This is a genomic window from Trujillonella humicola (assembly GCF_046233715.1).
GTDB classification, from domain to species: Bacteria; Actinomycetota; Actinomycetes; order Mycobacteriales; family Geodermatophilaceae; genus Trujillonella; species Trujillonella humicola.
Genome location: NZ_JBJNRJ010000053.1, coordinates 1 through 14221, shown reverse-complemented (window position 1 = coordinate 14221; position 14221 = coordinate 1). Strand labels below are relative to the sequence as shown.

Sequence of the window (14221 nt, the reverse complement as noted above, 5' to 3'; positions counted from 1 at the left end):
TGTGCAGATCTCGTCGACCGGCTCCGCGCGCGGGTACCGGGAACCCACGCGCGTCGGCGGGCCGGTGCCGGGCAGAATGGCCTGCCGTGTCTGGCGCCAACGACCCCTACGACCCCAAGCAGGTCGCCGCGCTGTCCGCCGAGGCCCTCGACGCCGCGGTCGACGCCGCGGTCGAGGCGTTCGGCGCGGCCGCCGACCTGCCCGGGCTGGCCGCGGTCCGCCCGGTCCACCTCGGCGACCGGGCGCCGGTGCTGCTGGCCCGCCGCGAGCTGGGCGCGCTTCCCCCGGCCGCCCGCTCCGACGCGGGCAAGCGGGTCAACGCCGCCCGCGTCGCCGTCACCGAGGCCTACGAGCGGCGGCTCGCCGAGCTGGAGGCCGAGCGCGATGCCCGGGTGCTCGCCGAGGAGCGGGTCGACGTCACGCTGCCCTGGGACCGGGTGCCCCGCGGCGCCCGGCACCCGCTGACCACGTTCGCCGAGCGGATCGCCGACGTCTTCGTCGGCATGGGCTACGAGATCGCCGAGGGCCCCGAGCTCGAGGCGGAGTGGCTGAACTTCGACGCGCTCAACATCGGCCGGGACCACCCGGCGCGCACGATGATGGACACCTTCTTCGTGGCGCCGGAGGACTCCGGTCTGGTGCTGCGCACGCACACCAGCCCGGTGCAGGCCCGCACCATGCTGTCGCGCACCCCGCCGATCTACGTGGTGGCGCCCGGGCGGGTGTACCGGACCGACGAGCTCGACGCGACGCACACCCCGGTCTTCCACCAGATCGAGGGCCTGGCCGTCGACCGCGGCCTGACCATGGCGCACCTGCGCGGCACGCTCGACCACCTCGCCCGCACCCTGTTCGGCGCCGAGGCGATCACCCGCTGGCGGCCGTCGTACTTCCCGTTCACCGAGCCCTCGGCCGAGTTCGACGTGTGGTTCCCCGAGCACCGCGACGGCCCGCGCTGGGTCGAGTGGGGCGGCTGCGGGATGGTCAACCCGCGGGTGCTGGTCGCCTGCGGCATCGATCCGGAGGAGCACAGCGGCTTCGCCTTCGGCCTGGGCATCGAGCGGGGCCTGATGTTCCGCTCGGGCATCACCGACATGCGCGACATCGTCGAGGGCGACGTCCGGTTCACGACTGCGTTCGGGGTGGAGCTGTGAGAGTTCCGATCGGCTGGCTGGCCGAGTACGTCGACGTCCCCGCCGGGACGACGGTCGAGGACCTCGACACCGCCTTCGTCCGGCTCGGCCTCGAGGTCGAGGAGATCCACCGCCCGGAGCCGGTGACCGGTCCGCTGGTCGTCGGCCGGGTGCTGGAGATCGAGGAGCTGACCGGCTTCAAGAAGCCGATCCGGTACACGAAGGTGGACGTCGGGGAGGGCGGGGCGCGGGGCATCGTCTGCGGCGCCCGGAACTTCGCCGCCGGGGACGCCGTGGTGGTCGCGCTGCCCGGCGCCGTGCTGCCCGGCGGCTTCGCCATCGCCTCGCGCACGACCTACGACCACGTCTCCGAGGGGATGATCTGCTCGGTCCGCGAGCTCGGGGTCGGTGACGACCACGCCGGGATCCTCGTGCTGGGCGACGACGCACCTGCCCCCGGCACGCCCGCGGGGCCGCTGGTCGGCCTGGACGACGTGGTGATCGAGCTCGCCGTCACCCCCGACCGCGGCTACTGCCTGGCGATGCGCGGCCTCGCCCGCGAGATGGGCACGGGCCTGGGCGTCGGCTGGCGCGACCCCGGCGCGCTGGAGCTGCCGGGCTGGTCGGGGGAGCCCGCCTGGCAGGTCCGCGTCGAGGACGCCGACCGCTGCGACCGGTTCTCGATGATCGCGCTGGAGGGCCTCGACCCGGCCGCGCCCAGCCCGTGGTGGATGCGCCGGCGGCTCGCGCAGTCCGGCGTCCGCAGCATCTCGCTGGCCGTCGACGTCACCAACTACGTGATGCTCGAGCTGGGCCAGCCGATGCACGCCTTCGACCGCGACGCGGTGACGGGCCCGATCGTCGTCCGCCGGGCGCGGGCGGGGGAGCGGCTGACCACCCTCGACGGCGCCGACCGCGCGCTGGACACCGACGACCTGCTGATCACCGACGACACCGGCCCGATCGGCCTGGCGGCCGTCATGGGCGGGGCGTCCACCGAGATCGGTGAGGGGACGACGTCCGTCCTCCTCGAGGCCGCGCACTGGGAGCCCACCGGGGTGGCGCGCACCGCCCGCCGGCACCGGCTGCCCAGCGAGGCCGCGAAGCGGTTCGAGCGCGGCGTCGACCCGGAGATGACGGCGGTCGCCCTGGCCCGGGCGGCCGCGCTGCTCGCCGAGTACGGCGGCGCCCGCGTGGTGGGCTCCCTGGTGGACGTCGACACCCGCGGCCCGCGCCCGGTGGTCGGGCTGGACGCCGGCGCCCCGGCCCGCGTGGCCGGCGTCCCCTACGCCGAGTCCCAGGTGGTCGACCTGCTGGCCGCGGTCGGCTGCGCGGTCGACGCGTCCGGGGACACGCTCCGCGTCACCCCGCCGTCCTGGCGCCCGGACCTCACCGACCCGGCCGACCTGGTCGAGGAGGTCGTCCGGCTGGCCGGCTACGACGACGTCCCGTCGGTGCTGCCCACCGCCCCGCCCGGCGGCGGGCTCACCGAGACCCAGCGCCGGCGCCGGGCGATCGGCCGCGCGCTGGCCGAGACGGGCTACGTCGAGGCGCCCTCCTACCCGTTCGTCGGGCAGCGCGCGCTGGACGCCCTCGGCCTGGCCGCCGACGACGAGCGCCGGCGGACGGTGCTGGTCCGCAACCCGCTGTCGGAGGAGGAGCCGGCGCTGCGGACGACGCTCCTGCCCGGCCTGCTGGCCACCCTGGGCCGCAACCTCGCCCGCGGGCAGCGGGACCTGGCGCTGTTCGAGCACGGCGCGGTGTTCCCCGGCGCCCGCCGCACCCCGGCGCCGCTGCCCGGCGTGGACCGGCGGCCCGACGACGACGTCCTCGCCGCGCTGCTGGGCGCGGTGCCGGAGCAGCCCTGGCACGTGGCCGTGGCGCTCACCGGCTCCCGCGAGCGGCGCGGCTGGTGGGGCCCGGGCCGGCCGGCCGAGTGGGCCGACGCCGTCGAGGCCGCCCGCCGGGTGGCCGCGGCCGCGGGCGTGGAGCTGACCGTGCGGGCCGGCGAGCGCGCCCCCTGGCACCCGGGCCGCTGCGCCGAGCTCCTGGTGGGGGAGACCGTGGTCGGGCATGCGGGCGAGCTCCACCCGCGGGTGTGCGCGGCGCTGGAGCTGCCGGCGCGGACGGTGGCCATGGAGCTGGACGTCGACGCGCTCCCGGCGCGTCCCGTGCCGTCGGGCCCGCCGATCTCCACCTTCCCGCCGGTCCTGCTCGACCTGGCGTTCGTCGTCCCCGCCGAGGCGGTCGCGGCCGAGGTCGAGGGGGCGCTGCGTGCCGGCGCGGGGGAGCTGCTGGAGTCGGTGCGGCTGTTCGACGTCTACACCGGAGCCCCCGTGCCCGAGGGGCAGCGGTCGCTGGCGTACGCGCTCACCCTGCGGGCCCCGGACCGGACCCTCACCGGCGAGGAGGCCGCCGAGGTGCGCCGGCGTGCGGTCGCGCTGGTCGGCGAGCGGACGGGGGCGACCCTCCGTGGGTGATGAAGGACCCCGTCCTCCTCATCGCTCGCACGCTCGCGACGAGCCTCGGGACGGGGCCGCTCACCGGAACGCAGACCTGAGCGGCGTCGCGCTCGTCACCGGGGCGTCCACGGGCATCGGTCGCGCGCTGGCGGAGGGCCTGGCGGCCCGCGGCATGGCGGTGGCCGGCCTCGCCCGCACCGAGGACCGGCTGCGGACGGCGATGGACGAGATCGCCGCCGCGACCGGCGCCCGCACGCTGGCCGTCGCCGCCGACGTCACCGACCGGGCCGCCGTGGACGCCGCCGTCGAGCAGGTCGCCGGTGAGCTCGGCCGGGTCGACCTGCTGGTGAACAACGCCGGCGCCGTCGACGCGGCCGAGGAGCCGCTGTGGGAGACCGACCCCGACCAGTGGTGGGACGTCGTCACCAGCCACCTGCGCGGCGGCTACCTGCTCTCCCGCGCCGTCGTGCCGTGGATGCTGCTGCGCAACCGCGGCCGGATCGTCAACCTCGCCAGCGGCATGAGCCTGCGCGCCCGTCCGCAGTACTCGGCCTACTCGGTCGCCAAGACCGGCCTCATGCGGATGACCGAGGCGCTGGAGGGGGCGCTGGAGGGCACCGACGTGCACGTGTTCGACGTGGCGCCCGGCGTCGTCGACACCCCGATGACCCGGTCGATGGCCATGTGGCAGGGCTTCGAGGACTGGACGCCGGTCGAGCGGGTCGTGCAGATGGTCGCGGCGATCGCCGCCGGGGAGGTCGACGCCTGGGGCGGTCGCTACCTGCACGTGAACAACGAGACGCCCGCCGACCTGGCGGCCCGGGCGCCGCAGGGCGACGCCCGCCGGCTGCGGCTGCGGCCGTGGGGGGACGCCGACCCGCTCGGCTGACACCCGGATGAACGGTCATGCATGGCCGTGTATGGTCATGCATCGTGAGCACAGCGCGGACGTGGACGGTCGGGGTCACCGGCGCCACCGGGTACGCGGGGGGTGAGGTGTGCCGGCTCCTGGCCGGGCACCCCAACCTCCGGCTGGCCGGGGTGCACGCGGCATCGAGCGCCGGCCGACGCCTCGGTGAGCTGCAGCCGCACCTGCTGCCCTACGCCGACCTGGAGGTGCGGCCGAGCGCCCCGGAGGATCTCGCCGGCTACGACGTCGTCGTCCTCGCGCTGCCGCACGGCCAGTCCGCCGAGGTCGCCGCGCAGCTGCCGGCCGGCACCCTGGTCATCGACTGCGGCGCCGACCACCGGCTGGGCGACCCCGAGGCATGGGCGCGCTGGTACGGGAGCGAGCACGCCGGCAGCTGGCCCTACGGCCTGCCCGAGCTGCCCGGAGGGCGGGAGCAGCTGGCCGGGGCGCGGCGGATCGCCGTCCCGGGCTGCTACCCGACCTCGGTCACCCTCGCCATGGCGCCGGCCCTGGCCGCCGGCCTGGTCGAGCCCGAGGTCGTGGTCGTCGCGGCCAGCGGCACGAGCGGCGCCGGCAAGTCGGCCAAGCCGCACCTGCTCGGCAGCGAGGTCATGGGCTCGGTCAGCGCCTACGGCGTCGGCGGCGCGCACCGGCACACCCCGGAGATGGTGCAGACGCTGTCGCAGGCCGCCGGCTCGCCGGTGTCGGTCAGCTTCACCCCGACGCTGGTGCCGATGAGCCGGGGCATCCTCGCCACCTGCTCGGCGAAGCTCGCACCGGGCGTGGACGGCCCTGTCACGGAGGCCGCCGCCCGGGCCGCCTACGCCGAGGCCTACGCCGACGAGCCGTTCGTGCACCTGCTCCCCGAGGGCCAGTGGCCGACCACCGCGCAGGTGCTCGGCGCCAACACCGTGGCGATCCAGCTCGCGGTCGATCCGTCGGCTGGGCGATTGATCGTCGTCGCCGCGGTCGACAACCTCACCAAGGGCACCGGGGGAGCGGCGATCCAGTGCGCCAACCTCGCCCTCGGCCTCCCGGAGACCACCGGCCTGCCCCTGGTGGGGGTCGCGCCGTGACCCGCCGGAGTGGCCATCCGGGCGTGGGTGTGACAGCCGCGCGGGGCTTCCGGGCCGCCGGCGTCGCCGCCGGGCTCAAGTCCTCCGGCGACCCCGACGTCGCGCTGGTCGTCAACGACGGGCCGGACGACGCCGCAGCCGCCGTCTTCACCACCAACCGCTTCCCGGCCGCGCCGGTGCAGTGGAGCCGGCAGGTCCTGTCCACCGGCCGGCTGCGGGCCGTCGTCCTCAACTCCGGCGGCGCCAACGCCTGCACCGGGCCCGAGGGGTTCGCCGACACGCACGCCACCGCCGAGCACACCGCGGCGGCGCTGGGACTGGGCGCGATCGACGTGGCCGTGGCGAGCACCGGCCTGATCGGCATGCGGCTGCCGATGGACAGGCTGCTGCCCGGCGTGACCGAGGCCGCGGCCCGGCTGGCAGCCGACGGCGGACCGGACGCCGCCCGCGCGATCATGACCACCGACTCGGTGCCCAAGACCGCGGTGCACGGCGGCGAGGGGTGGACCGTGGGGGGCATGGCCAAGGGCGCCGGCATGCTCGCCCCGAGCCTGGCCACCATGCTCGTCGTCCTCACCACCGACGCGGCGGTGCCCGCCGACGTCCTGCAGCCGGCGCTGGAGACGGCCACGAGGCTGTCCTTCGAGCGGGTCGACTCCGACGGGTGCCTGTCGACCAACGACACGGTGGTCGTGATGGCCAACGGCGCCGGCGGGGTGACGCCCACCGCCGAGGAGCTCACCGAGGCGCTGACCGCGGTCTGCACCGACCTGGCGATGCAGCTGCTCGCCGACGCCGAGGGCTCCACCAAGGACATCGCGATCACGGTCCGCAACGCGGCCACGGTCGACGACGCGCTCACCGCCGGCCGGGCCTGCGCCCGCAACAACCTGCTCAAGACCGCGCTGTTCGGCAACGACCCCAACTGGGGCCGGGTGCTCGCCGCGATCGGCACGACCGACGCCGCCTTCGAGGCCGACCGGGTGGACGTGACGATCAACGGCGTGACCGTCTGCCGCGGCGGCGCGATCGGCGACCCCCGCGAGGGGGTCGACCTGACCGGCCGGGCCATCACCATCGACGTCGACCTGGCCGCCGGCAGCGAGCAGGCCACGATCTGGACCAACGACCTGTCCATCGCCTACGTGCACGAGAACTCGGCGTACTCCACATGACCGGCAGCCACCACCAGGACACCGGCGCCCAGGACCCGACGCCCCCGGACGTCCGGGTCGACGAGCACGCGCCCGAGGTGGGCGCCGTCCGCCGGCGCATCGGCACCACGCGCAAGATGCGCCAGTACGACCCGGAGGGCGACGCGCTCAAGGTCGCCGTCCTCACCGGGGCGTTGCCGTGGCTCAAGGAGTTCCACGGCAACGTCGTGGTGATCAAGTACGGCGGCCACGCGATGGTCGACGAGGAGTGCCGGCGCGCCTTCGCCGAGGACATGGCCTTCCTGCGGACGTGCGGGATCCTGCCCGTCGTCGTGCACGGCGGAGGCCCGCAGATCACCGAGATGCTCGGCCGGCTGGGCATCGCCAGCGAGTTCCGCGGCGGTCTGCGGGTGACCACCGAGGAGACCATCGAGGTGGTCCGGATGGTGCTCACCGGCCAGGTCACCCCGGAGGTGGTCGGGCTGATCAACCAGCACGGCCCGCTGGCCGTGGGCCTGTCCGGGGAGGACGGCGGCCTGCTGCGCGCCGAGCGGACGACGGCGACGGTCGACGGCGAGCCGGTGGACGTCGGCCTGGTCGGCGACGTCGTCGAGGTCGACGCCGCCCCGGTGCGGGCGCTGCTGGAGTCCGGGCACATCCCCGTGATCGCCACCGTCGCCCCCGACGCCGAGGGCGTGGTGCACAACGTCAACGCCGACACCGCCGCGGCCGCGGTCGCCGTGGCGCTGGACGCGGTCAAGCTCGTCGTCCTCACCGACGTCGAGGGCCTCTACGCCGACTGGCCCGACCGGGGCTCCCTGGTGCAGCAGATCGACGCCGCGGAGCTCGCCGAGATCCTGCCGGACCTGGACTCCGGGATGGTCCCGAAGATGGCCGCCTGCCTGCGGGCGGTCGAGGGCGGGGTGAAGCGGGCGACCGTCGTCGACGGGCGCACCCCGCACGCCCTGCTGCTGGAGATGTTCACCACCGAGGGCACCGGGACGATGGTCGTCCCCGCTCAGCCGACCGAGGAGGGAGTGGCAGCACCGTGACGCACACCGGCACCCACACGCAGGAGCTGGCCACCCGCTGGGCGGCCGTGATGATGGGGAACTACCGGACGCCTCCGGTCGCGCTCGCCCGCGGCGCGGGCGCCACGGTGTGGGACGTCGACGGCCGCGAGTACACCGATCTGCTGGGCGGCATCGCTACGACGATCCTCGGCCACGCGCACCCGCGGGTCGTGGCCGCCATCACGACGCAGGCGCAGACCCTCGGCCACGTGTCCAACCTGGCCATGCACGAGCCCGGCGTCGTCCTGGCCGAGCGGCTGCTGGAGCTGGCCGGCCGGCCGGGCCGGGTCTTCTTCTGCAACTCCGGCGCCGAGGCCAACGAGGCAGCGTTCAAGCTCAGCCGGCTGACCGGCCGCACGCAGGTGCTCACCGCGGAGGGCGCGTTCCACGGCCGCACCATGGGCGCGCTGGCCCTGACCGGCCAGCCGTCGAAGGCCGCTGCCTTCGCCCCGCTGCCCGGTGGGGTGTCCTACGTCCCCTACGGCGACGCCGGCGCCCTGGCTGCGGCGGTGACCGACGCCACGGCGATGGTGCTGCTCGAGCCGATGCTCGGCGAGGGCGGCGTGCAGCCCCCACCGGCCGGCTACCTCGCCGCGGCCGCGTCCACCGCGGCCGGCGCCGGCGCGCTGTTCGCCGTGGACGAGGTGCAGACCGGCATCGGCCGCACCGGGCACTGGTTCGCGCACCAGGCCGACGGCCTGCACCCCGACGTGATCACCCTGGCCAAGGCGCTCGGCGGCGGCCTGCCCATCGGCGCGACGCTCGCCTTCGGTGACGCCGCGGAGCTGATGACGGCGGGCTCGCACGGCTCGACCTTCGGCGGCAACCCGATCGCCGCGGCCGCCGCGCTCGCGGTGCTGGACACGATCCGCGACGAGGGGCTGCTGGAGCGGGCCAAGGAGCTCGAGCACCGCTTCACCGCGGGCATCGAGTCGCTCGGGCACCCGGTGGTGTCCGGGGTGCGGGGCCGGGGTGCGCTGCTCGGCGTCGTCCTCACCGCGCCGGTCGCGGCCGGGGTCGAGGCCGCGCTGCGCGAGGCCGGGTTCCTCGTCAACGCCGTCGCGCCCGACGTCGTCCGGCTGGCGCCGTCCCTGGTCGTGACCGACGCGCAGGTCGACGCGTTCGTCGCCGCCCTGCCGGCGGCGCTCGACGCTGCGGTGGCCGGCTCGTGACCCGCCACTTCCTCCGGGACGACGACCTGTCACCCGCCGAGCAGGCGGAGGTACTCGCGCTCGCCGCCGAGCTCAAGCGGACCCGGCACACCGAGGCGGCGCCGACCCCCCTGCGGGCGGCGAACGGCGTGCCGCGGGCGGTGGCCGTCCTGTTCGACAAGCCCTCCACCCGCACCCGGGTGTCGTTCTCCGTCGGCGTGGCCGAGCTCGGCGGCTACCCGCTGGTCGTCGACGCCGCGGCCAGCCAGCTCGGCCGCGGCGAGCCGATCGAGGACACCACCCGCGTGCTCGACCGCCAGGTGTCGGCGATCGTCTGGCGCACCTTCGGCCAGGACCGCATCGAGGCCATGGCCGCGACGAGCCGGGTGCCGGTGGTCAACGCGCTGACCGACGAGTTCCACCCCTGCCAGATCCTCGCCGACCTGCAGACGGTCGCCGAGCACAAGGGGACGCCGGCCGGCCTGACCATGAGCTACCTCGGCGACGGCGCCAACAACATGGCGCACTCCTACCTGCTCGGTGGCGCCACCGCCGGCATGCACGTGCGGATCGGCTCGCCGGAGGCCTTCCGGCCCGACCCGGCGGTGCTCGAGCGCGCCGGGGAGATCGCCGCGGAGACCGGCGGCTCGGTGCGGTGGACCGCCGACCCGGCGGCCGCCGCCGACGGCGCCGACGTCCTCGTCACCGACACGTGGGTCTCCATGGGCCAGGAGTCGGAGTACGAGGAGCGCATCGCCCCCTTCCTGCCGTACGCCGTCGACGAGAAGGCGCTGGCCCGGGCGGCCACCGAGGCGGTCGTGCTGCACTGCCTGCCCGCCTACCGGGACAAGGAGATCGCCGCCGCGGTCATCGACGGCCCGCAGAGCGTGGTCTGGGACGAGGCGGAGAACCGGCTGCACGCGCAGAAGGCCCTCCTCACCTGGTTGCTGGAGCGCGCGTGACGGGGTCCCTCCGACGATGACCGGCGCGCTGAGCCGCAGCGCCCGGCAGGCGCGGATCCGCGAGCTGATCGAGGCCCGGGCGGTCACGTCGCAGACCCAGCTGGCGGCCCTGCTGGCGCAGGCCGGGATCGAGGTCACCCAGGCGACGCTGTCGCGCGACCTCGACGAGCTGGGGGCGGTGAAGATGCGCGGGTCCGACGGCGCGCCGGCCAGCTACGTCCTGCCGCCGGAGAACGCGCCGCTGCGGCCGGCCCAGACCGCACCGGCCCGCCTCACCCGGCTGCTCGCCGACCTGCTGACCCATGCGGAAGGCAGCGCCAACCTCGCCGTGCTGCGCACCCCGCCGGGCGCCGCGCAGTTCCTCGCCTCCGCCCTGGACAAGGTCGGCCTCCCCGACGTCCTGGGCACGATCGCCGGCGACGACACTGTCCTGGTGGTGTCCCGCGAGCCCGACGGCGGCCCGGCGCTGGCCGAGCGGCTCGCCGCGCTGGCCCGGCGCACCCCGCCCGTGTACCCCGAGCTGAACGCCGACCTCGTCGCCGACGACCCTGAGGAGCCCGCCCCGTGACCGCCGAACCGCAGCCCTCGCACACCCGGCTGTGGGGCGGCCGCTTCGGCGGCGGGCCCTCGCCGGCGATGGCCGCGCTGAGCAAGTCCACGCACTTCGACTGGACGCTGGCGCCCTTCGACCTGGCCTGCTCCCGCGCCCACGCCCGGGTGCTGCACCGCGGCGGCCTGCTCACCGACGAGGAGCTCGATCGCATGGTCGGCGCCCTCACCGAGCTCTCGGCGGAGGTCGCGACCGGCACCTTCGGTCCGCAGGAGTCCGACGAGGACGTGCACGAGGCGCTCGAGCGCGGCCTCACCGAGAGGCTCGGCCCGCTGGGGGGCAAGCTGCGCGCCGGCCGCAGCCGCAACGACCAGATCGCGACCGACCTGCGGCTGTACCTGCGCCACCACGTCCGCGCCCTGGTCGGCGAGCTGGCCTCGCTCGAGCACGCGCTGGTCGGGTTGGCCGAGCGGTACTCCGACGTCGCCGCTCCGGGCATGACCCACCTGCAGCACGCCCAGCCCGTCCTGGTCGCCCACCAGCTGCTGGCCCACGCGCACGCGATCGCCCGCGACGTCGACCGGCTGCGGGACTGGGACCGCCGCACCGCCGTCAGCCCCTACGGCTCCGGCGCGCTCGCCGGCTCCTCCCTGCCGCTGGACCCCGACGCCGTCGCCGCCGAGCTCGGCTTCGACCGCGCCTGCGACAACTCGATCGACGGCGTCAGCGACCGGGACTTCGCCGCGGAGTTCTGCTTCGCCGCCGCCCTGATCGGCGTCCACCTGTCCCGGCTGGGCGAGGAGGTCGTGCTGTGGACGTCGACCGAGTTCGGCTGGGCCGTCCTCGACGACGCCTGGGCCACCGGGTCGTCGATCATGCCGCAGAAGAAGAACCCCGACATCGCCGAGCTGGCCCGCGGCAAGTCCGGCCGGTTCGTGGGCAACCTGACCGGCCTGCTCACCATGCTCAAGGGGCTGCCGCTGGCCTACGACCGGGACCTGCAGGAGGACAAGGAGCCGGTCTTCGACTCGATGCAGCAGCTGCTGCTCCTGCTGCCCGCGGTCACCGGGATGGTCGCCACCCTGACGTTGCGCCCGGAGGTGCTCGAGGCCGCCGCACCGCAGGGCTTCGCGCTGGCCACCGACGTCGCCGAGTGGCTGGTCCGGCAGGGCGTGCCCTTCCGCTCGGCGCACGAGATCTCCGGCGCGATGGTGGCCTTCTGCGAGTCGGCCGGTCTCGAGCTGGACCAGCTGGACGACGAGCAGCTCGCGGGCATCGACGAGCGGCTGACCCCCGACGTCCGCTCGGTGCTGTCGGTCCGCGGCGCGCTCGCGGCCCGCAGGGCCCGCGGCGGGACGGCGCCCGAGCGGGTGGCCGGCCAGCTGGCGCAGCTGGCCGACCTGGCCCGGCAGCACGCCGAGTGGTCGGCGTCCTCCCCGGTGGCGGCGGTCCTCTGAGCGCTGCGGTGCCCGACCCGCTGGAGCGGGGCCCGGTGGAGCGGGGCCCGGTGGAGCGGGGGCCGGTGGAGCGGGGCCCGGTGGAGCGGGGCCCGGTGGAGCCCGGCCCGCTGCTGACCGCCGAGCAGCTGCTCGGCCCCGTCGACCAGGTGGCCCCGGCGCTGCTCGGCTGCTGGGTGGTCACCGACCGGCCCGGTGGACGCGTCGCCCTGCGGCTGACCGAGGTGGAGGCGTACTCGGGCGCGGGGGAGGACCCGGCCTCGCACGCCCACCGCGGCCCGACGCCCCGCGCCGCCATCATGTTCGGCCCGCCGGGGCGGCTGTACGTGTACTTCAGCTACGGCGTGCACTGGTGCGCCAACGTCGTCGTCGGTCCCGAGGGCCGCGGATCGGCGGTGCTGCTGCGCGCCGGTGAGGTGGTCGCGGGGGCGGCGGTCGCGCACGCCCGACGTCCGGCCGCACGGGCGTCGCGCGACCTGGCGCGCGGGCCGGCCAGGCTGACGCAGGCGCTGGCGATCGGACCCGACGACCGTGGCGCGGACCTGCTCGACCCGGGGTCGCCGGTCCGGTTGCACGCGGGGGAGCGGCCGTGCGCGGTCGCGGCCGGGCCGCGGGTCGGCATCAGCGTGGCGACCGAGCTGCCCTGGCGGTTCTGGGATCCCGCCTCCGACACGGTCAGCCCCTTCCGGGCGGGTGGCACGCGCCGCCGGCGGGACGCCGGGCAGGATGGTGACCCGTGACGGACGTGATCGACGAGCTGCACCGCCGCGGGCTGATCGCCCAGAGCACCGACGAGGACGAGCTGCGCAAGCACCTCGCCGACGGACCCGTCACCTACTACTGCGGCTTCGACCCGACCGCGCCGAGCCTGCACGTCGGGCACCTCGTCCAGTTCATGGTGCTGCGCGCCCTGCAACGGGCCGGGCATCAGCCGATCGTGCTCGTCGGGGGTGCCACCGGGTTGATCGGCGATCCCCGGCCCACCGCTGAGCGGCAGCTCAACGAGCGGTCCACCGTGGCCGGCTGGGTGGACAGCATCCGCCGCCAGGTGGCGCCGTTCCTCGACCTCCCCGCCGAGCGCGACGGCCTGCGTGCGCCGATCTACGTGGACAACCTGTCCTGGACCGAGCCGCTGTCGGCCATCGACTTCCTGCGGGAGCTGGGCAAGCACTTCCGGGTCGGCCGGATGCTGGCCAAGGAGGCGGTGTCGGCCCGGCTCAACTCCGAGGCGGGCATCAGCTACACGGAGTTCAGCTACCAGATCCTGCAGGCCAACGACTTCCGCGAGCTGTTCCGCCGGCACGGGTGCACGCTGCAGAGCGGCGGCTCCGACCAGTGGGGCAATCTCACGGCCGGCATCGACCTGGTGCGCCGCTCCGAGGGCGCCACCGTGCACGCGCTGTCGACCCGGCTGGTCACCAAGTCCGACGGGGAGAAGTTCGGCAAGAGCGAGGGCGGCACGGTCTGGCTCGACCCGGCGCTCACCTCCCCGTACGCGTTCTTCCAGTTCTGGCTCAACGCCGACGACGCCGACGCGCTCACCTGGCTCCCGCTGTTCTCCGAGCGGCCGGCCGACGAGGTGGCGGCCCTCGTGGCGGAGAGCACCGAGCGCCCCGCCTCCAGGGCGGCGCAGCGCGCACTGGCCGAAGAGCTCACGGCGCTGGTGCACGGCGCCGAGGAGCTGCGCCAGGCCGAGGCGGCAGGTCGTGCCCTCTTCGGCCGGGAGGAGCTCTCCGCTCTCGGTCCGGAGATCCTCGGCGCCGCGCTGGAGGAGGCCGGCAGCGTCCGGGTGGACGGCGACGTCCCCTCCGTCGCGCAGCTGCTCCAGCTGACCGGTCTGGCCGGCAGCCTGTCCGAGGCGCGCCGCACCGTGAAGGAGGGCGGCGCCTACCTCAACAACCAGCGGGTCACCGACGCCGACGCCGTTCCCGGGGACGGCGCCTGGCTGCCCGGTGGGTGGCTCGTGCTGCGGCGCGGCAAGCGTGCCGTGGCCGGCGTGCAGCGTGGGGTCTCCACGCCCTGAGAGCTCCGCTCGCGGGTGAACGCGAGGTGACGCGCCGGTTCCGGCCGGGTGTCGACCGTCACCCCGCCGCGGGTTTGACACGGCCTCCCGAGGGCGCGTAACTTTCTCCCTGCGCCGCGCGAGACCCCGGGAGGGGCCGCGAGGAGGGGCCCGGAAGGGCCGCCCCGCAGCGGCGTACAGTGGGACAAGCCGCAGTTGACGAGGGCCCCGCACAGGGGTCTGGTTCTTCGCGCGTCCGTTCCTTGAGAACTCAACAGCGTGCCGAAAGTC

The 14221-nt window shown here is 75.6% G+C and carries 12 protein-coding genes; all 12 read left to right on the top strand.

What is annotated here, in order from left to right:
• Positions 1–86: 86 nt before the first annotated feature.
• On the top strand, positions 87–1154 hold the full coding sequence (gene pheS, locus ACK586_RS20435; protein WP_409332348.1) for a phenylalanine--tRNA ligase subunit alpha: 1068 nt from the start codon (positions 87–89) through the stop codon (positions 1152–1154).
• Entirely contained in the window at positions 1151–3613 is a 2463-nt protein-coding gene (gene pheT, locus ACK586_RS20430; protein ID WP_409332347.1) for a phenylalanine--tRNA ligase subunit beta, read from the top strand. The genes pheS and pheT overlap by 4 nt, the downstream gene beginning before the upstream one ends.
• A gap of 76 nt (positions 3614–3689) precedes the next feature.
• Positions 3690–4484 (top strand): SDR family NAD(P)-dependent oxidoreductase, encoded by a 795-nt coding sequence (locus tag ACK586_RS20425; protein WP_409332369.1) that lies wholly within the window; start codon positions 3690–3692, stop codon positions 4482–4484.
• A gap of 44 nt (positions 4485–4528) precedes the next feature.
• Positions 4529–5581: an N-acetyl-gamma-glutamyl-phosphate reductase gene (gene argC, locus ACK586_RS20420; RefSeq protein ID WP_409332346.1), complete on the top strand. Its 1053-nt coding sequence runs from the start codon at positions 4529–4531 to the stop codon at positions 5579–5581.
• A 23-nt stretch (positions 5582–5604) separates the two neighbouring features.
• Complete coding sequence (argJ, locus tag ACK586_RS20415) at positions 5605–6756, top strand: bifunctional glutamate N-acetyltransferase/amino-acid acetyltransferase ArgJ (protein WP_409332345.1); 1152 nt, start codon at positions 5605–5607, stop codon at positions 6754–6756.
• Positions 6753–7787, top strand: coding sequence for an acetylglutamate kinase (argB, locus tag ACK586_RS20410; RefSeq protein ID WP_409332344.1), 1035 nt, complete (start codon positions 6753–6755; stop codon positions 7785–7787). The genes argJ and argB overlap by 4 nt, the downstream gene beginning before the upstream one ends.
• Entirely contained in the window at positions 7784–8980 is a 1197-nt protein-coding gene (locus tag ACK586_RS20405) for an acetylornithine transaminase (protein ID WP_409332343.1), read from the top strand. Before argB ends, ACK586_RS20405 begins: the two co-directional genes overlap by 4 nt.
• Positions 8977–9921 carry an ornithine carbamoyltransferase gene (gene argF / locus ACK586_RS20400; RefSeq protein WP_409332342.1) on the top strand — a complete coding sequence of 315 codons (945 nt, stop codon included), beginning with the start codon at positions 8977–8979 and terminating at the stop codon, positions 9919–9921. Before ACK586_RS20405 ends, argF begins: the two co-directional genes overlap by 4 nt.
• Positions 9922–9937: 16 nt before the next feature.
• Positions 9938–10489: an arginine repressor gene (locus ACK586_RS20395; protein WP_409332341.1), complete on the top strand. Its 552-nt coding sequence runs from the start codon at positions 9938–9940 to the stop codon at positions 10487–10489.
• A complete protein-coding gene (argH, locus tag ACK586_RS20390; protein ID WP_409332340.1) occupies positions 10486–11928 on the top strand; it encodes an argininosuccinate lyase in 1443 nt (480 codons plus the stop codon). The genes ACK586_RS20395 and argH overlap by 4 nt, the downstream gene beginning before the upstream one ends.
• Positions 11929–11936: 8 nt before the next feature.
• Positions 11937–12668, top strand: coding sequence for a DNA-3-methyladenine glycosylase (locus ACK586_RS20385; RefSeq protein ID WP_409332339.1), 732 nt, complete (start codon positions 11937–11939; stop codon positions 12666–12668).
• Positions 12665–13951 (top strand): tyrosine--tRNA ligase, encoded by a 1287-nt coding sequence (gene tyrS / locus ACK586_RS20380; RefSeq protein ID WP_409332338.1) that lies wholly within the window; start codon positions 12665–12667, stop codon positions 13949–13951. The genes ACK586_RS20385 and tyrS overlap by 4 nt, the downstream gene beginning before the upstream one ends.
• Positions 13952–14221: the final 270 nt, after the last annotated feature.

What these genes read in the sequence shown, in the direction of transcription:
- argB (WP_409332344.1), top strand. Translation starts at nt 6,753, where the DNA reads ATGACCGGCAGCCACCACCAGGACACCGGCGCCCAGGACCCGACGCCC.
- ACK586_RS20395 (WP_409332341.1), top strand. Translation starts at nt 9,938, where the DNA reads ATGACCGGCGCGCTGAGCCGCAGCGCCCGGCAGGCGCGGATCCGCGAG.